The organism is Gemella haemolysans, assembly GCF_028308085.1.
Classification (GTDB): Bacteria; Bacillota; Bacilli; order Staphylococcales; family Gemellaceae; genus Gemella; species Gemella haemolysans_D.
The window spans coordinates 53,649-72,048 of sequence record NZ_JAQMFS010000091.1; the positions used below are offsets into that span (position 1 = coordinate 53,649).

The following is an 18,400-nucleotide window of genomic DNA, read 5'->3' on the forward strand; positions in this document are numbered from 1 at the left end:
GATCAAAAGTTGAAAAATATTATAGAGATTTTTCGAAATGATATAAAAGAAGTATTTAGAAAAACTAATACATGGATAATTATAGTAGGATTAATTTTTTTACCATCGATGTATGCATGGCCAAACATTTTATCTTCATGGGATCCATATGGTCATACAAATAATATTAAAGTTGCTGTTACATCTGAAGATGATGGGGCTACTGTCGATGGTAAAGAGTTAAACTTAGGTAATAGTTTAGTTGAGGGATTAAAAAGTAATAAGAGCCTAGATTGGCAGTTTGTATCTAATAAACAAGAAGCTGAGGACGGAGTAAGAATAGGTGATTATTATGCTAGTATAGTAGTTCCAAAAAACTTTAGTAAAGATATGACTTCTGTTAGTAGAACAGAACCTCAAAGGGCGACAATTGAGTATACGGTAAATGAGAAGATTAATGCTATTAGTCCTAAAATAACTAATAGTGGAGCTTCAGCAATTGCTAATAATATTAGTAAGAGTTTCGTTGAAACGGCAAATGGAGTAATTTTTGAAAAACTACATGAAGCCGGTATTAAATTTGAAGAAAATTTACCATCAATAGAAAAAGCTAAACAAGAAATTTTCAAATTGAATGAGAACTTTTCTACATATGAAGCGAGTTTAAATGAATTAATAGGAAAAGTAGAACATGGTTATAATATATTAAATACAGTTCAAAATACTTTACCTGAAATAGATAGAGCAGCGACTAACAGTATTATGCTAGCTGATAAAGCAGGTGTAACAATTAACAATATTCAAGGATTTAATGATAGGATGCTACCTATTATTAGTAATCATTTAAGTGTAGTTGAAGAAGTATCAAAAGAAGCAAATATTATAGCAAAAGAAATTCAACAAAAACCAGACAGAACAGAAGAAATTAAAGCTAGACAAAAAGCTTTAGATAGTAGACTTCAAGCTAGTGGAGAAAGACTACAACTTATAAAGAATATTTTCGAATATTTTAATAATCTATCTAATGAAAGATTATTTAATAATCAACTAGCCAAAGTGACAAATCTAGAAAATGATATTAATAAAGTAAAAGAGATTAATATTAATATTTATAATAAGATGGATCACTATGATGAAATTACAGATACTTTGAAAGAAGAGTTTGTAAATAAATCAGCTGGAATAAACGAACTTTCAACAGATATGAATACTAAGTTAAATGATGAGGTTTCTCCATTAATATCACAGGTTCTTAGTAGGGCAGATGTTAATATTGATAAAGTGAGTGGAATAATAGCCCAAGCTCAAGGAGAACTTCCAGCCGTAGAAAGAAAATTATCAGAAACTGAAGCGAAAATAAGTAATGCTCATGGCAAGTTATTAACATTACAAGCTCATATGCCATCAGCAAAAAGCAAAATTCAAAAACTAACAGATGAAATAAAAAAAGCTGATGGAGAAGTAGATAAAAACCAACTGTTTAATTTATTAAAAGTTGATTATAAGCAACAAGCTGAATTCTTCGCAAATCCAGTAAAACTTCAAGAGAATAAACTTTATCATATAGAAAACTACGGATCAGCAATGACTCCATTTTATACAGTTTTATCTATTTGGGTTGGATCATTATTAATGTCTTCGTTATTAACTACTAAGGTAGAAGACGAAGAAAATAAATATAAACCATATCAAAAATACTTTGGAAGAGGGTTATTGTTTGTAATAATTTCTTTATTCCAGACATTAATTATAACTTTAGGTGATATGTATGTTCTAGGTACTCAGGCGACATCACCTTTTAGATTTGTTATATTTGCATTATTAATATCTTTACTATTTTCATCAATTATTTATACAATAGTATGCATTTTAGGAAATGTAGGGAAAGCAGTTTGTATTATATTATTAGTTCTGCAATTAGGAAGTTCAGGGGGAACATTCCCGATTCAGATGACTTCAAAATTCTTCCAAACATTATATCCAAAAGTACCATTCACTTATTCAATAGGATTACTACGTGAAGCGGTAGGTGGTGTATATGCTCCAGCTGTGCACCGTGATATAAAAATATTATTTATATATCTAATTATTGTTCTTTTAGGTGGAGCGATTCTAGTTAGTCTAAAAGCACGTTCAGCAAAATTAAGTAGAGAAAGAGAACGTTCTAAGTTATTCTTATAATAATTTGCTATTTAGCGTAGATTTGGCTGATTTAAAAGTCCTAAAATTCAACAAAATTCGTATGATAACTCATATACGCAGTGGTTTATTGATATCTAAATTCGCTTTATAAAAGCTTTTAGATATCTAATAAACTTTTCGGGGTGATTCGACAAAATCGATTTTGATATGTACCCCTTTTACCGGCTTGTCCAGTAAAAGGGGTACATATCATTTTTTCAAAATCACGATTTTTGAATCACTCCTAATCTCTACTTTTCTCATAGTAAATGAAAAATAGTATTTTTTATGATATAATAAAAAGATAAAACCTTAAAATATAGAGGATAGATTATGGTTAGAACATTAGATAGAACAAAAGATATCTTTTTAGATACAATGCTTTTGGGAAATGAAATTTTAATAAAAAAAATAAAAACAACGAATAAAACGAAAATTACTGTAGTCTTAGCCGCTTATAGAAGTGTAAAAAGATTACAGGAAATAATTAATGATTTATTTAATCAAAGTTTTCAAGATTTCGAAGTAATAGTAGTCGATGATCTTTCTAGTTCAGAAATAGAAGAAGCGGTTGCTGCAGTCGATAGTAGTAAAATAAATTATATAAAAAAACAACTAGGATCTAATTCATCAGCGAAAAACTGTGCGTTAGATTTTGCTAAAGGAGAATATGTTGTTTTTGTAGAAGAAAATTCAAAATTAAAACAAAATTACTTAGAGATTTTATATAATGAGATTTCTAAAAATAATCTTGATATTGTAATGTTAACTAGAGATGGATATCCTAGTATATTAGATGAAAAGATTTCATCTGGTCAAGAGTATTTAGTAGAAGAAATTAAAAGATTGAAAAGTGATTTAAACTATAATATCACTGCTTGTATGTTTAAAAGAAAATTTTTAGATATCTATAATTTAAGATTTCAAGAAGACATGCTTGCTTTAGAGAACTTATATTTTAAATTAAAAACTTTTGATATAGCAGGAAAGGTTAGTCAAATTGGAAAAGTTGGATATAAAGACTTATTAGAAAAAAAATCAGTGAGAAACAATGCAATGATAGATGCTTCTACTAGAAGAATAATGATTGCAGTAAATAAAATAGAAGAGTTTAAACAAAACAAAAAATATGAAGAAAGTTTAAATCTTCTATGCGGATACTTACTTTTTGATGTGTTAAGAATGCATGAAAATATGTCCGAGGAAATAGAAATTTTAGAATTGATAAAATCAAGAAAAAATTATTTTGAAAGTGATACATTTGTTAACAAAACAATGATAGCAATGTCTCCGATAATGTTTGCTAATCATCTTAACAGAAAGGATAGGAGATAAATATGAGGCGAATACTTCATAATGTATTTTCATATGCGTTTATAGCGCTTTTCACAGTTGCTTTAACTTGGGCTTATGTAGCACCGTTTGTATATGAACGAATATTGAATCCACTTGCGTTACTTTTAGGAGTTCCTGTTGTATTCATATTATTTATTTATGCAGTAAAGAAAATTTTAGCAACTGATGAAGTAGGATTAAAAAAATATAATAGAATTATAATATTAGCATACTTAGTATTTCAGGCAATAATATTATCGATGGATACCTTAAACTTTTCAGATGGTGCAGAGATAGAAAATGAAGCACACTATATGTTAAACTATGGGAAATTTTCAGGTGAGAGATACTTTTTAGTTTATCCTAATAATATTACACCTACTATTATTCTTTATTGGATATATCGTATAGCAGCATTTCTACATATTTCTGAAGTTTGGATGTTGCATATATTCTGTTTCTTAGTAACAACGGCAACAATATTCTTAACGTATAAAACTGCTGGAAAATTACTAACAAAACAAAAACAAACAATAATTCTTGGTCTAATGATTTTATACATACCATTTCAAATGTACAGTTTATTCTACTATTCTGATACTTTGATGGTAATCATGGTAGCTTTAATAATATATGTACTTATCCCATCGGATGGGAGTTTTATCTTTAGAACCAAGCATATTGTAGCTGTGGCAATATTAGTAGCATTTGCTTGGAATCTCAGATCAAATATCATTATTATTTTACCGGCATTAATTGTGTACTTACTATTTTTTAAATGGTACAAAAATTTGTTATTATTACTAGTAACCTTCGGAATTGCATTTATCTTCTTTGGAAAAGGATTTGATATGCTTTGGGCACACTATGGATTCTGGAAAGATGATGGTTATAGATTTCCTATGTTACACTGGGTAATGATGGGAATGAGTATCCAGGGGGGGAGTTATAACTGGCAAGATTTCCAATTTACATATCTTAGTCAAAATAAAATGGCTGATGACCTGGGATTATTCTTTAATAGGGTGACTCATAGACCATTTTTCCTTAATTTACTTATGATAGTTCTTAAAATAAGAGGTAATTGGAGTGACGGTACTATAAACTACACGAATGGTACTCGTGCATTAAGGGATGGAGATGGATTCTTATGGCAACTGTTCTATGGAAGTGACAATAGCTTCTTTATCTATATTTCTCAAATGATGTATGTAGTAATCTTATTTGGAATGGTTTATTACATTTATAAACGTAGAAAAGAGTATATAACATCTTGTTTCTTATTCCAAATTATTATTTTTGGAGTATTCATGTTCCATTTAATTTGGGAAGCAAAACCGAGATATGTTTATGCATGGATGCCAATAATCTTTATTTTAGGAGCAAAAGGTTTAATTTTATTTGCTGAAAGATATGAGGCTATAATATTTGATAAATACAAGAAAAAACTTTATATTGCTTTTGGAATAGTTTTTGCACTTCAAGTAGGAAGTGATAGTTTCTTAAGACCATCGTATTCAATGAACTTAGACTATGATTCACGTGTAATTAATGGTATTAGTATATATGCAACAGATAATTATCTGCGTGATGGAATAGTTAGAGTTAATAAAGATACTGAAGTAGAACAAACGTTTAAAGCGAATAGAAGTTTTAATTACGTTCGTGGTTATATATCATCATACGATGAGAAAAATAATTCGAAATACAAAGTAGAAATTATTGATAAAAAAGATAATAAAGTTGTAAGAGAACATGAATTTGTATATCGTGAATTATATTGGGAAATTCCTCTGCAAACATATACATTACGTTGGTATTTTGATGATCTTCCAGCTGGAGATTATAGTGTGAAATTCTCACAAATAGAAAGTGATAATAATGGTAGCATAGTAATTTCAAGTGTACCAAATGAAATGGTAGACATGTATGAAGCAGGAAAACTATATATTAATGGAGCAGATCAAAATAAAAAAGATCTATCATTACAAATTGGACATAGATACAAAAAACTTTGGTGGTATTAAAAAAATAAGAGAAAGTTTAAATTAATAATGGGACTTATCTTCGGATGGGTCCTTTTTATTTTGTGTATTTTAATTTAAGTTTAGTTATAGCATAAAGTTAACATAAAGTATCTAGTATATAATATAATTATAACAAATCTTAATTATAGGGGTTTGTTGAGAATAAAAGGACTAATCTAAAAGTCTTAAACGGGAGGGCGAAATCGATTTCTCTGGAATCGTGATTTTTAAGTCAATCCTTATAACTCCAGATAATATAGAAACCTCAATAAGTGTAAACGATTTATTGTCAAAGAAGGTAAAACTATGTTATAATAAAATTACAACATAAAAGGAGCAAATAACTATGGTAAATATTTATGATAAAGCAAATGAATTTGAAAGAGCATTAAGAGAATCTGATGAATACAAAGCATCATTAGCAGCATCTGAAGGATTATATTCTGATGAAGAAGCTAATGAACTTTATACACAATTCGTATCAAAACAAAAAGATTTAATGGAAGCAGCTCAATCAGGAAATGAGCCTTCAGAAGAAGATTTAACAGCATTAGAAGAAATTCAACAAAAATTAATGGAAAATTCTAAGTTTTTAGACTTTGTACAAGCTCAACAAAAACTTCAATTTTTAATTGAAGATTTAAATAAAGTAATGTACAAACCATTAGATGAACTTTTTGAAAAATACGGAAACAAATAATAGAAGAAAAATAGTAAATCACGGAGTTAGAATGATTCTAACTCCGTGATTTTTATATACACATCTAATTTTTATTTATCTTTATTTTCTTCAACATAATCTATTAATTCTAATGTTAGATCATATCTTAAAAATGGTGTGATTAAGTAAATTCCCTTGAAGTGTTTTAAAGCAACATCAAGTAGTTTTTTACTTTCTTCTAAAGCAACTTTTTGGCAAAGTTCTTTATCATCTTTTACTTCTTCTAACTTAGCTAAGAATTCTTCTGATAATTTAATTCCAGGTACCTCATTATGTAGGAAGACAGCGTTGTTGTAGCTAGTTATTGGCATTATACCAACGAAGAATGGTGTATCTGGGTAATCAGCGGCAAGTTCTGCTAATTGTTCAATTTTTTCAGCTTCAAAGACAGGTTGAGTAATAAAATAATCAGTACCTGCTTTTATTTTTTTCTCAACTAGACGTTTTGTTTTACTTAGGTCACGAACATTAGGATTATAGGCAGCTGCCACAGTAAAGTTTGTAGTTTTTTTCAGTGAAGCTCCGTTATATCCAAGTCCTTCGTTAAGTTGTTTAATAAAAGGAATTAATTTAAGACTAGTCATATCATAGACACTAGTAGCCCCAGGGAAATCACCAAGTTTACTTGGATCTCCAGTAAGAGCAAGGACATTATTAATTCCAAGAAGATCAAATCCCATTAAACGAGATTGTAGTCCGATAAGATTATGATCACGACATGTTAAATGAAGTAGTGTAGGGGTAGTAATATGTTCTTTTAGTAAAGTTGCAGCAGACAAGTTACAAATACGAGTACTAGCAAGAGAATTATCTGCAAGAGTAATGGCTTCAATGTTTTTCTTGTCTATTGCTTTAGCCCCTTCAATAAATTTATCAACATTTAAATGTTTTGGTGGATCTAATTCGGCAATTATAGTTACTTGTTTTTTGACTTTATCAACAATTGTTGGTTTGTTATTTGCTACTCTAACTAGTTCTTCTTCTGCAGGTAGCGGTGTTATTACTTTTCTTTTAACAGGTTTAAGACCTTTTATTCCTTTTTTAATAGCGCGAATATGTTCTGGAGTAGTACCACAGCATCCACCGATTAATCTTACACCTTCTTCAACAAGAAGTTTAGCACTTTGTTCGAAGTAAGCAGAATTTTTTCTGAAACGATATTCGTTACCATTAATTGTTTGTGTTAGTTGTAATAAACTGGCATTAGGATAAGCAGATAGGTAGCTTTGTGCAAATAATGGTACTTGTTTTAAACTTTTAATCATGTGATAAGGACCTAGATGACAGTTTAAACCAACGATATCAGCCCCTAGGTTAACAAGTGCACTTAAAGCATCAGTTACTTTTTCTCCGTTTTGAGTAATACCTGCTTCTAATAATGAAATATTAGTGATAATAGGTAAGTCGGTTAATTTTCTTGCTTCAGTTAATACAGCGCGAATTTCTTCTTGATCATAATAAGTTTCGAATAACAACGCATCTATTTTATTTGTTGATAGTAGAACTTTTACTTGATCAATTGTTTCTTTTACAATAGTTTCTAATGAAAGTTCACATTCGCGAAGACCGCGAATAGCTCCGATTGTTCCGAAAACAATAGTATCTTCTCCAGCAGCCTTGCGTGCTATTTCAGCAGCACGAATGTTAATTTCTTCGAATTTATCGTCATAGCCATATGTCTTAAGTTGGCATTTTTTTGCCGCATAAGTGTTTGTTTGAATTATATCCGCTCCAGCTTCGATATAAGCTTTATGAATTTTCTCCACAGAATCTGGATTAGAGATATTATTATATTCATGACAACTTTCCAATCCATTACTATAGAGAGCTGTACCCATAGCTCCATCGGCTACGAGTACATTTTGTTCTAATCTCTCTAATAAGTTTCTCATATGAACCTCCTATTTAGCGGCAAGTTCATTTCTGATTTCTTTAGTAACTTCAACTAAAACTTCTAAAGCTTCGATAGTTTCTTTTTCAGCACGTGTTTTTAATCCACAGTCAGGGTTAATCCAGAATTGTTCTGTAGATAATTTTTGAAGTGGACGTAAGATATTAGTACGTACTTCTTCTTTTGTTGGTACACGAGGAGAGTGGATATCGTAAACTCCAAGGCCGATACCTAATGGGTAGATTGCAGTCTCGAAAGCAGAGATTAATTCTCCGTGACTTCTACTAGTTTCGATAGAAATTACGTCAGCATCTAATGCGCGGATAGAATCGATAATTTCATCGAAGTTAGAATAACACATATGTGTGTGGATTTGTGTATCGTCTTGAACTGATGAAGTAGCTAAACGGAATGAGAATACTGCTTCTTCAAGATATTTTTCTTTTTTGCTGTCTCTTAGAGGTAATCCTTCACGGATAGCTGGTTCATCAACTTGGATGATTGTAATTCCAGCTTTTTCTAAAAGTTCAATTTCATTTTTAAGTGCGATAGCAATTTGGTTGAAGATTTCTGCTTTAGAAATATCAGTTCTTTCGAATGACCAGTTTAGAATAGTAACTGGTCCAGTTAACATACCTTTAACAGGACGATTAGTTAAGCTTTGTGCATAAGCAGTTTCTTTAACTGTTACAGCTTCAACGTGTTTTACATCTCCGTAGATGATTGGTGGTTTAACCCCACGAGAACCATATGATTGAACCCAACCGAATTTAGTTGATGCGAATCCAGCGAAACGTTGACCGAAGAATTCAACCATGTCTGTACGTTCGAATTCACCGTGAACTAATACATCAATATCAAGGTCTTCTTGAATTTTAATCCAACGAGCGATTTCTTCTTCGATGAATTTTTCATAAGCTTCATTAGATAATTCACCTTTTTTCCATAGTGCACGTTGTAAACGTACTTGTTTAGATTGAGGGAATGATCCGATTGTAGTAGTTGGCAATACTGGTAAGTTGTATTTTTTGTTTTGAACTTCACGACGAACCTTGTAATCAGATGGACGAGTTGAACGAACATTTTCGCTTGATTCTAATTCAAGGTTTCTAAATTCAGCATTTTGTAGTTTGTTGAAATCATCAACGTGTTTTTGGTATGCAGCATCTTCTTTACCGTCTAATTTGTTAGCTAGTAAGTTAAGCTCTTCTAATTTTTGATCAGCAAATGCTAAACCATTTAATAAAGTTTCTTCTAATTCTGTTTCATTTTTAGTTGTAACAGGTACGTGAAGTAATGAACATGAAGGTTGAATTACTAATTCAGCAACATTAGCTTTAAGTTCTTCTAATAATGCAGAACTATCTTCGAAATCATTGCTCCATACATTACGTCCGTCAACAACTCCAGCAAATACTTCTTTATCTTTAAATAGACCAGCTTTTACATTAGCTAAGTTTTCTTCTCTTCCGTGCACGAAGTCTAATCCGAATGCTACAGGTAGATCAGCAAGTTTTTCAGCTTCTACTAAAGCTTCGAAGTAAGTTTGGAAAATGAATTTAGCATCTACTTCATTGTTGAAGTGGTTGTACACTTTGTGAGCTAATTCTACATAGTTTTTACCTTCATCAGTAACGAAGATTGGCTCATCTACTTGGATGTAAGAAGCACCAGCTTCAGCTAATTCTTTGAATACTTGAGTATATAATGGTAATAATTTATCTACAGCTTTTTCAAATTCACCTTCAGCAAGACCGCTTGATAAAGCTACGTATGTGATTGGTCCTGTGATAACTGGTTTAGCTTTGTCTCCTACGATTTCTTTAGCTTCTTTGTATAAGTCTAATAGACGAGTGTTATTTAATTTAGGATTAACATTTTCCCATTCTGGTACGATGTAGTGGTAGTTAGTGTTAAACCATTTTTTAAGTGCAGATGCAACATTATCTTTGTTACCACGAGCAATATCGAAGAATAAGTCTACATCAACTTCTCTTCCTTCGAAACGTTGTGGAATAACGTTGAATTGAACTGATAAATCTAAAATGTGGTCATATAGTGAGAAATCACCAACAGGGATGAAATCTAAACCAGCATTGAATTGTTTTTCGATATAAAGACGACGAAGTTTTTCTGCTTCTTCAAATAACTCGTTTTGACGAACTGTACGAGCCCAGTATCCTTCAATTAATTTTTTCCATTCTCTTTTTTCCCCTAAACGTGGGTATCCTAAACTTGAAATTTTTGTCATTATTTCTTTCCTCCTAAAATTTTCTCTTTTTTGTATATTGAATTATAAAAATAAAAACGCCCTTAAACAATAAACTAATATTGTCTAAGGACGTGCGTTTCATACGTGGTACCACCTTATTTTATGGAAAATCTAAAATTGTGAATTGATTTTTTTAGTTTTCCACCTCATTAAAATTTTAACGCTATTTCTGCGTAATTACCTAACTTCCGCTCGATAATTAAAACTCAAAGACCATCTTCAAAAAAATTCATTAATCTCTTTTCAGCTACCGAGATTCTCTGGTGTAACTCCTTTTTTCTACTCATCTTATCAATGTTATATTATATTAATTTATAAAAATAATTTTTACTCAGTCTTAAATACGACAAAAGGGTAGTAACACAAGGGACGAAATGACCGTGTTACCACCCAATTTTATAATCTTAAAATAAACTTTTAATCTTACCTTAATGATTATTAACGGTAATCAACCGGAACTAACTCATTAATAGTCATTAGTTCAGCTCTGTGACCATTTACAATACACCCAAATCCTTTTTTTCACCAACCAAAAGGTCTCTAATAATTAAGTAATATTGCTCTTCACTTCTTCGCTTTTTAAAACTGTTAAAGAAATATTAACATAAGTTTTTTTCTTTGTCAACACTTTCTAGTAAAAAAATTAAAAACTTTTTTCTAAATTGTCAGAAATCTAATATAGGCCATATATATTAATATATTCTAAAGATAACATTTTAATAATAACTATTTAAGAAATATTTTAACTTTTACTAATAGTTAGTTAATATCTATAAGGTATACTGTATTCATCAAACAAAAGGTTTTGGTAATAAAGTATTAAATAAGAGGAGAAAACTACAAATGAAAAATAACTTTATTAAATCAGAAAATTTTACAAAATGGGCTATAAGAAAGGTAAGTGTAGGAGTTGTATCAGCAGCAATAGCTAGTGGTATTTTTATAGTTGTTGGAGGTGGAGAAGCTCATGCGAGTGATTTACAAGATAAAGCTCCTGTAGTTCAAAATGTAGAAAATAAACAAGTAGATGATGCAACTGAATCTAAAGTAATTGAAAACAAAGTAAATACTGTAGGAAAAGAAGCAAAACAAGTTGAGAAAAGTACAGTTGAAGCAAAAAATGTTGTAAGTGCTAAGAAACAACCTGAAGTAAAATCAGAAAAAGAAGTAAGTATCGAATCAAAAGAAACTGATGTAAATAATTTAATAAAACATGCAAAAGATGTAGCAGAACCACAAACAACGCCAGTTGAAGTTAAAAAAGCAGTAATGGAGAATACAAAAGATACAGTAGATGTGCCAGCTAAATACTTAGATAAAGCAAACTTCCCTGGGCCATTCACAGCTGGAGTAAACCAAGTAATTCCTTACCACTTATTCGCAGGTGACGGAATGTTAACTCGCTTAATCTTAAAAGCATCAGATAAAGCACCATGGTCAGATAACGGAACAGCGAAAAATCCAGCTCTTCCACCAGTGGAAAACTTAACAAAAGGATTATACTTCTATGAAGTAGATCTAGCAGGAACACAAGGGAAACAAGATAAAGAATTATTAGACTTACTAAAAGCAAATGGAACACAAAGCTACAAAGCTACAATAAAAGTATACGGTGAAAAAGACGGAAAAGCAGATTTAACTAATTTAGTAGCGACAAAAGAAATAGATGTAAATCTAAATGGATTAACAAGTGTACAAGAAGTTAAAAAAGCAGTGATGGACAATACAAAAGATACAGTAGATGTACCAGCAAAATACTTAGATAAAGCAAACTTCCCAGGACCATTCACAGCTGGAGTAAACCAAGTAATTCCTTATGAATTCTTCGGTGGAGATGGAATGTTAACAAGATTAATCTTGAAATCATCAGACAAAGCACCATGGTCAGATAACGGATCAGCGAAAAATCCAGCATTATTACCATTAGAAAAATTAGGACATGGATTATACTTCTATGAAGTAGATCTAGCAGGAACACAAGGGAAACAAGATAAAGAATTATTAGACTTACTAAAAGCAAATGGGACACAAAGTTACAAAGCAACAATCAAAGTATATGGTGAAAAAGATGGAAAAGCAGATTTAACTAATCTAGTAGCGACAAAAGATATAGATGTAAATCTAAATGGCCTTACAAGTGTTAACGAAGTTAAAAAAGCAGTAATGGAAAATACAAAAGATACAGTAGATGTACCAGCTAAATACTTAGATAAAGCAAACTTCCCTGGACCATTTACAGCTGGAGTAAACCAAGTAATTCCTTACCACTTATTCGCAGGTGATGGAATGTTAACAAGATTAATCTTGAAAGCATCAGATAAAGCACCATGGTCAGATAATGGATCAGCGAAAAATCCAGCACTTCCTCCAGTAGAAAAATTAGGACATGGATTATACTTCTATGAAGTAGATTTAGAAGGAACACAAGGGAAACAAGATAAAGAATTATTAGACTTACTAAAAGCAAATGGAACACAAAGTTACAAAGCTACAATAAAAGTATACGGTGAAAAAGACGGAAAAGCGGATCTAACAAACGTAGTAGCGACAAAAGATGTAAATGTAAATCTAAATGGTCTTACAAGTGTTAACGAAGTTAAAAAAGCAGTGATGGACAATACAAAAGATACAGTAGATGTACCAGCTAAATACTTAGATAAAGCAAACTTCCCTGGACCATTCACAGCTGGAGTAAATCAAGTAATTCCTTATGAATTCTTTGGTGGAGATGGAATGTTAACAAGATTAATCTTGAAATCATCAGACAAAGCACCATGGTCAGATAATGGATCAGCGAAAAATCCAGCATTATTACCATTAGAAAAACTAGGGAAAGGATTATACTTCTATGAAGTAGACTTAGCAGGAACAAAAGGAAAATCAGATAAAGAGTTACTAGACTTATTAAAAGCAAATGGAACACAAAGCTACAAAGCTACAATAAAAATATATGGTGAAAAAGACGGAAAAGCGGATCTAACAAATGTAGTAGCGACAAAAGAAGTGACTATAAATCTACACAAAGAAACTAAGCAAATGGACATGAAACCAGGAAAAGATATGATGCAAAATAATACAGATACTGGTTCAATGAATTCAAATGTAAGTGGAAAAGTAATGAATATGAGTAAATCTGATAATATGTCTATGGAATCTAGTATGAATAAAGCTATGATGCCAGAAAATATGACTATGGATTCTCATATGAATAAAGATATGATGCAAGATAATATGACTATGAATACTCATATGAGTAATGGAATGATGAAAAAAGGTATGCTACCAAAAACAAGTGCGGCACCTGAAGGAACAATGAGTTCAACAAATTCATCAAATACTGGAATACTAGGATTAATCATTGCAAGCTTCTTAGGTCTATTAGGATTCAGAAGAAAAAGTAATTAATAAATAAAATAAACTTGTAGATTTTATCGAAATAGTGCTATACTTTTATTGTATAGTACTATTTTGATAAGAGGAGTTAAATATGGTTAATAAAATTTTATTAGTAGATGATGAAATAGAAATAACGGAGATAAATAAACGATATTTAGAGCAAGGTGGATATGATGTTGATATCGCTAATGATGGTAAAGAAGCTTTAGAAAAATACAAGAAAAATAAATATTCTTTAATAATTACAGATATAATGATGCCCAATATGGATGGCTATGATTTAATCAGTGAAGTACAGTATTTAGATGAGGAACAACCATTTTTATTCATAACAGCGAAAACAACAGAACCAGATAAAATCTACGCTTTAAGTTTGGGGGCAGATGACTATATAGTAAAACCATTTAGTCCAAGAGAATTAGTTTTAAGAGTTAGAAATATACTACGTAGAATCGAGAAAAATAGTAGTGAAAATATTTTAACTTTGGGTGATTTGAAAATTAACTATAATAGTAGAATTGCTATGGTAAATGATAGACAATTAGAACTAACCGTGAAATCTTTTGAATTATTATGGCTACTGGCTAATAATCCAGAGCGTGTTTTTTCTAAAACAGAATTGTATGAAAAAATTTGGCAAGATGAATATGTTGAAGATGCAAATACATTAAACGTGCATATACACTCTCTAAGAAGAATTTTAACAAAATATTCGACAGAAAAAACACCAAGTATAAAAACTGTATGGGGTCTAGGATACAAAATGGAAAAACAAGTTTAAAAATGGAAAGGAAATATAGTATGAAATTAAAAGATTATATTATTGTTGGATATATTTTATCATTTTTAATAACTATCATAGCTGTTTTTTGGGCTTCAAATTTAATGTTAATTGAAAAAAAAGATACATATTTTATAGTTGTGATTACAATAATTGCAGGGCTAATTGGAGCTACGATTAGTATTATATTACTAAAAGGTGTATTTAAGTCATTACGTGTATTAAAAAGACAAACGATTAGTATAACTGAGAAAAATTTTGATATTAGCAATACTGTAGAAGGTCCTACTGAGTTTAGAGAATTATCATTATCATTCAATGAAATGGCAAAACATTTAAAAGAAAGTTTTGAGTCATTAGAAGAAAGTGAAAAAGAAAAATCTCTTATGATAGCCCAATTATCTCATGATATAAAAACTCCTATAACTTCAATTCAATCAACTGCGGAAGGAATGTTAGACGGAATAATAAAGGAGGAAGAATATAAATATTATCTAGAAACAATTTGTCGTCAAACGACAAGGTTGAATAAACTTGTTGAAGAATTAAATTACTTAACTTTAAGTGTTAAGGATACTAGTGAAGATGATAAAAATGAAACAATATTTTTAGATAAATTATTGATTGACTGTATGTCAGAGTTTAAGTTGCGAGCAGAAAAAGAAAAAAGAGATATCTATATTAAAGTTATTCCTGAGAATGCTAAAATAGTAAGTAATTACAATAAAATTCAAAGAATTATCGTGAATTTAATAGGTAATGCATTTAAGTATTCACCAAGCGGGACAAAAATAGAAATAGTTGCCGAAATAAAAAATCAAGAATTATCTATTTCTATAATTGATGAAGGTTGCGGTATAAAAGAAGAAGAGATTGATAATATTTTTAAAAGATTATATCGTGTTGAAGCATCAAGAAATATGAAAACAGGTGGTTATGGCTTAGGTTTGGCAATAGCGAAACAGTTAGCCTTACAAATAAATGGAGACATATTAGTAGAAAGTGAATATGGTAAAGGAAGTAAATTTACTTTAAAAATTAATTGTTAATACACTAAGTATACAAGAAAATCTTTGAATCAGATTTATTATTTTGAAAGAATAATTGGAATTAGATTTTTAGGAATTTTCAATATAAAAACATACAAATTTTTTAAATTTTGACAAAATAAATTTTTCACGGTATAATGAAAAAAAATCTACTGAGGAAAATAAACATGGCAAAATCGAAGTATATTACGCGCCTTAAACGTTCTGAAGGACAACTTAGAGGGATTCAAAAAATGATAGAAGAAGAGAGAGATTGTATTGATATAATAACTCAATTAAGTGCGGTTCGTTCAAGTGTTGATCGTGTTATTGAGTTATTAATAACAGAAAATCTTATGGAATGCATTAATAACCCCTTAGAAAATCCTTTAGAGCAGAAAGAAAAAATAGAAAAAGCTATAAAATATATAGTAAAAAATAAATAGTTTAAAGAAATGATAAAAAGACTTGGTTCTAAATAATCTTGGGAACAAGTCTTTTTTTGATGATGTATTAATTTTGTATTAAAGAGAATTTAATATAGTAAAAATTGGTTGTTTTTATTATTTAATATTTTACTTTGTTTCTCCAGGCCAATTATTCATACCACCTTCGATATTTATTACATCAAATCCTTGAGTTTCTAAAAAATCATATGCTTTAGCTGAACGTCCACCTGCTTGACATATTACATAGTATTTTTGATTTTTATCTAATTTAGTGAAATCTATACCAAGACTACTCAAAGGAAAATTTTTAGCAGAAGGTATATGACCTACTTCGTACTCATGATTTTCTCTTACATCAAGAATCATAAGTTCCTCATTATTATACTTTTCATAAAAATCTTGCATTGAAATATTGTTTTTCATGATTTTTTCCTTTCAATATTAGTAATTTAGACTGTTTTGCCTCTCCATGCATGCATACCGCCTTGGATATTAATAACATCGTATCCTTTCTTTTTTAGTATTTTTGCTGCAAGTTTGCTTCTAGCTCCAGAGTGACAAATAACATATACTGTTTTATCTATTATTGGAGTAAATTGACCAATCTCACTAAGTGGGACATTTTTTGCATTTTTTATATGTCCTCTTCGAAATTCTCCAGGTGTTCTTACGTCTATTAATTGAATATTTTCTTTAAGTTTTTGTTCTAGCTCGATAGTAGAAATACTATCTACTTTTGTGAATAAGAAAAACATTATTGTACCTCCTGATATACCCTTATGGGGTATATTAAACCATGAAATAAAAGATTTGTCAAAAAAATTGATTTGATTTTATACATTAAGATTGATTAGTTACAAATAAAATACAATTAAAATTGAAAAAAAGTAAATTATTATAAATAAAAAATCTTATAAGGATAATAAGATGAAAAATGAAAATTATTGCTGAAAATAAATTTTCAAATATTTGGATGTTATATACTTGACAAATAAGAAAAATAGGAGAATAATGGAAAAGGAAGCGACCTTCATTTTAATAAAAAACAACCAACAATTAAGGAGGAAATTAAATGAAAAAAATATCAAAAGTAGCTACTGCTAGTGTATTATTATTTACATTAGCGAATCCATTAGCTGTATTTGCTGAGAATAAAGTAGGTAATATTTCAGAAACAAGTAGTAATAAAACAACACAAGACCTTACTATTACTTCAGAAGAAGTCAACGGTGATATAGTATTTCATGTGACTGCACAGAGAGATACTTATGAAGCTATTGTATATGCAAAAATTAACGGAAATAATTATACTTATAATTTGGGTAACTTAAAAAAAGGTCAAGTATCTAAGATAGTTCAACCTGATGCAAGTATAAATAACAATAATACTTCTATTTCAAAAGAAAGTAATAAAGGAAGAATACTACCAAATACAAGTGCTGTAAGAGAATTAGTACAAAAAACAGTTTTCTACAATAATGAAATAAATGGAAATGAAGTTGAAGCAAAAATTGTATATAAAGTATATGAGCTAGTAGAAAAGAATTCAACTCAAAAAAACGAGAAACCAGAGGCTTCAGAACCAAAAGCACAAAAAGCGGAAGAGCCAGCTGTAGCACAAAAAGCGGAAGAGCCAGTGAGACCGACGCCAAAAGCGGAGGAATCAACGCCATCAGCACCAAAAGCGGAAGAGCCAGCGAGACCAGCGCCAAAAGCGGAGGAACCAGTGGCGCCAGCACCTAAGGTAGAGAAACCAGCGACACCAGCACCGAAAGCCGAGAAACCAGTGGTTCCAGCACCAAAAGCAGAGGAACCAGCGACACCAGCACCAAAAGCTGAGAAACCAGTGACACCAGCACCAAAAGCGGAGGAACCAACGCCATCAGTGCCAAAAGCAGAGAAACCAGCGACACCAGCACCAAAAGCGGAGAAACCAGTGGCGCCAGCGCCAAAAGCAGAGGAACCAATGGCCCCGGCACCAAAAGCGGAGGAACCAGTGGCGCCAGCGCCAAAAGCAGAGGAACCAATGGCCCCGGCACCAAAAGCGGAGGAACCAGCAGCACCAGCACCAAAAGCAGAGGAACCAATGGCCCCGGCACCAAAAGCGGAGAAACCAGTGGCGCCAGCGCCAAAAGCAGAAGAGCCAGCAACTCCAGCACCAAAAGCGGAGGAACCAGCAGCTCCAGCACCAAAAGCAGAGGAACCAGCGTCTCCGGCACCGAAAGCAGAGGAACCAGCGTCTCCGGCACCAAAAGCAGAGGAGCCAGCAGCGCCGGCACCAAAAGCAGAAGAACCAGCGGCACCAGCAGCAAAAGCGGAAGAGCCAGCAGCGCCGGCACC

The 18,400-nt window shown here is 31.2% G+C and carries 12 protein-coding genes, 1 pseudogene and 2 other annotated features; of the genes and pseudogenes, 9 read left to right on the top strand and 4 right to left on the bottom strand.

The features are described 5' to 3' along the window. Window positions 1–9: 9 nt before the first annotated feature. From PNO30_RS07390 to PNO30_RS07405, 4 genes are all read left to right on the top strand, one after another. Entirely contained in the window at window positions 10–2,160 is a 2,151-nt protein-coding gene (locus PNO30_RS07390) for a YhgE/Pip domain-containing protein (protein ID WP_271987745.1), read from the top strand. A gap of 333 nt (window positions 2,161–2,493) precedes the next feature. Next, window positions 2,494–3,495, top strand: coding sequence for a glycosyltransferase family 2 protein (locus PNO30_RS07395; protein WP_271987747.1), 1,002 nt, complete (start codon window positions 2,494–2,496; stop codon window positions 3,493–3,495). 2 nt (window positions 3,496–3,497) lie between these two features. After that, entirely contained in the window at window positions 3,498–5,522 is a 2,025-nt protein-coding gene (locus tag PNO30_RS07400) for a glycosyltransferase family 39 protein (protein WP_271987748.1), read from the top strand. A gap of 346 nt (window positions 5,523–5,868) precedes the next feature. Next, on the top strand, window positions 5,869–6,222 hold the full coding sequence (locus PNO30_RS07405) for a YlbF family regulator (RefSeq protein ID WP_271964840.1): 354 nt from the start codon (window positions 5,869–5,871) through the stop codon (window positions 6,220–6,222). A gap of 71 nt (window positions 6,223–6,293) precedes the next feature. Here PNO30_RS07405 and PNO30_RS07410 read toward each other — a convergent pair whose 3' ends face one another. Next, entirely contained in the window at window positions 6,294–8,135 is a 1,842-nt protein-coding gene (locus PNO30_RS07410) for a bifunctional homocysteine S-methyltransferase/methylenetetrahydrofolate reductase (protein ID WP_271964841.1), read from the bottom strand. Window positions 8,136–8,144: 9 nt separating this feature from the next. Then, a complete protein-coding gene (metE, locus tag PNO30_RS07415) occupies window positions 8,145–10,385 on the bottom strand; it encodes a 5-methyltetrahydropteroyltriglutamate--homocysteine S-methyltransferase (RefSeq protein WP_271964842.1) in 2,241 nt (746 codons plus the stop codon). A gap of 83 nt (window positions 10,386–10,468) precedes the next feature. After that, window positions 10,469–10,710: a binding site (T-box leader), on the bottom strand. 58 nt (window positions 10,711–10,768) lie between these two features. Next, window positions 10,769–10,988, bottom strand: a binding site (T-box leader). Window positions 10,989–11,249: 261 nt separating this feature from the next. Here metE and PNO30_RS07420 point away from each other — a divergent pair. From PNO30_RS07420 to PNO30_RS07435, 4 genes are all read left to right on the top strand, one after another. Beyond that, a complete protein-coding gene (locus tag PNO30_RS07420; protein WP_271987751.1) occupies window positions 11,250–13,811 on the top strand; it encodes an SSURE domain-containing protein in 2,562 nt (853 codons plus the stop codon). Between the two features lie 82 nt (window positions 13,812–13,893). Beyond that, window positions 13,894–14,583, top strand: a complete 690-nt coding sequence (locus tag PNO30_RS07425; RefSeq protein ID WP_048802235.1) for a response regulator transcription factor — start codon at window positions 13,894–13,896, stop codon at window positions 14,581–14,583. 20 nt (window positions 14,584–14,603) lie between these two features. Next, window positions 14,604–15,632 carry a HAMP domain-containing sensor histidine kinase gene (locus PNO30_RS07430; RefSeq protein ID WP_271987754.1) on the top strand — a complete coding sequence of 343 codons (1,029 nt, stop codon included), beginning with the start codon at window positions 14,604–14,606 and terminating at the stop codon, window positions 15,630–15,632. Between the two features lie 167 nt (window positions 15,633–15,799). Then, on the top strand, window positions 15,800–16,057 hold the full coding sequence (locus tag PNO30_RS07435) for a metal-sensitive transcriptional regulator (protein WP_271987756.1): 258 nt from the start codon (window positions 15,800–15,802) through the stop codon (window positions 16,055–16,057). Between the two features lie 129 nt (window positions 16,058–16,186). Here the strand turns inward: PNO30_RS07435 and PNO30_RS07440 are convergent, their stop codons facing one another. Beyond that, entirely contained in the window at window positions 16,187–16,483 is a 297-nt protein-coding gene (locus tag PNO30_RS07440; protein WP_271987758.1) for a rhodanese-like domain-containing protein, read from the bottom strand. Window positions 16,484–16,509: 26 nt separating this feature from the next. After that, complete coding sequence (locus PNO30_RS07445; RefSeq protein ID WP_271987760.1) at window positions 16,510–16,815, bottom strand: rhodanese-like domain-containing protein; 306 nt, start codon at window positions 16,813–16,815, stop codon at window positions 16,510–16,512. 317 nt (window positions 16,816–17,132) lie between these two features. Here PNO30_RS07445 and PNO30_RS07450 point away from each other — a divergent pair. Next, a pseudogene (locus PNO30_RS07450) lies at window positions 17,133–18,400 on the top strand (hypothetical protein); the annotation flags it as partial.

Excerpts from the sequence above, each read along its gene's own strand:
- metE (WP_271964842.1), bottom strand. The coding sequence starts at position 10,385 with ATGACAAAAATTTCAAGTTTAGGATACCCACGTTTAGGGGAAAAAAGA.
- PNO30_RS07430 (WP_271987754.1), top strand. The coding sequence starts at position 14,604 with ATGAAATTAAAAGATTATATTATTGTTGGATATATTTTATCATTTTTA.
- PNO30_RS07420 (WP_271987751.1), top strand. The coding sequence starts at position 11,250 with ATGAAAAATAACTTTATTAAATCAGAAAATTTTACAAAATGGGCTATA.
- PNO30_RS07425 (WP_048802235.1), top strand. The coding sequence starts at position 13,894 with ATGGTTAATAAAATTTTATTAGTAGATGATGAAATAGAAATAACGGAG.
- PNO30_RS07435 (WP_271987756.1), top strand. The coding sequence starts at position 15,800 with ATGGCAAAATCGAAGTATATTACGCGCCTTAAACGTTCTGAAGGACAA.
- PNO30_RS07440 (WP_271987758.1), bottom strand. The coding sequence starts at position 16,483 with ATGAAAAACAATATTTCAATGCAAGATTTTTATGAAAAGTATAATAAT.
- PNO30_RS07400 (WP_271987748.1), top strand. The coding sequence starts at position 3,498 with ATGAGGCGAATACTTCATAATGTATTTTCATATGCGTTTATAGCGCTT.
- PNO30_RS07405 (WP_271964840.1), top strand. The coding sequence starts at position 5,869 with ATGGTAAATATTTATGATAAAGCAAATGAATTTGAAAGAGCATTAAGA.
- PNO30_RS07395 (WP_271987747.1), top strand. The coding sequence starts at position 2,494 with ATGGTTAGAACATTAGATAGAACAAAAGATATCTTTTTAGATACAATG.
- PNO30_RS07410 (WP_271964841.1), bottom strand. The coding sequence starts at position 8,135 with ATGAGAAACTTATTAGAGAGATTAGAACAAAATGTACTCGTAGCCGAT.
- PNO30_RS07445 (WP_271987760.1), bottom strand. The coding sequence starts at position 16,815 with ATGTTTTTCTTATTCACAAAAGTAGATAGTATTTCTACTATCGAGCTA.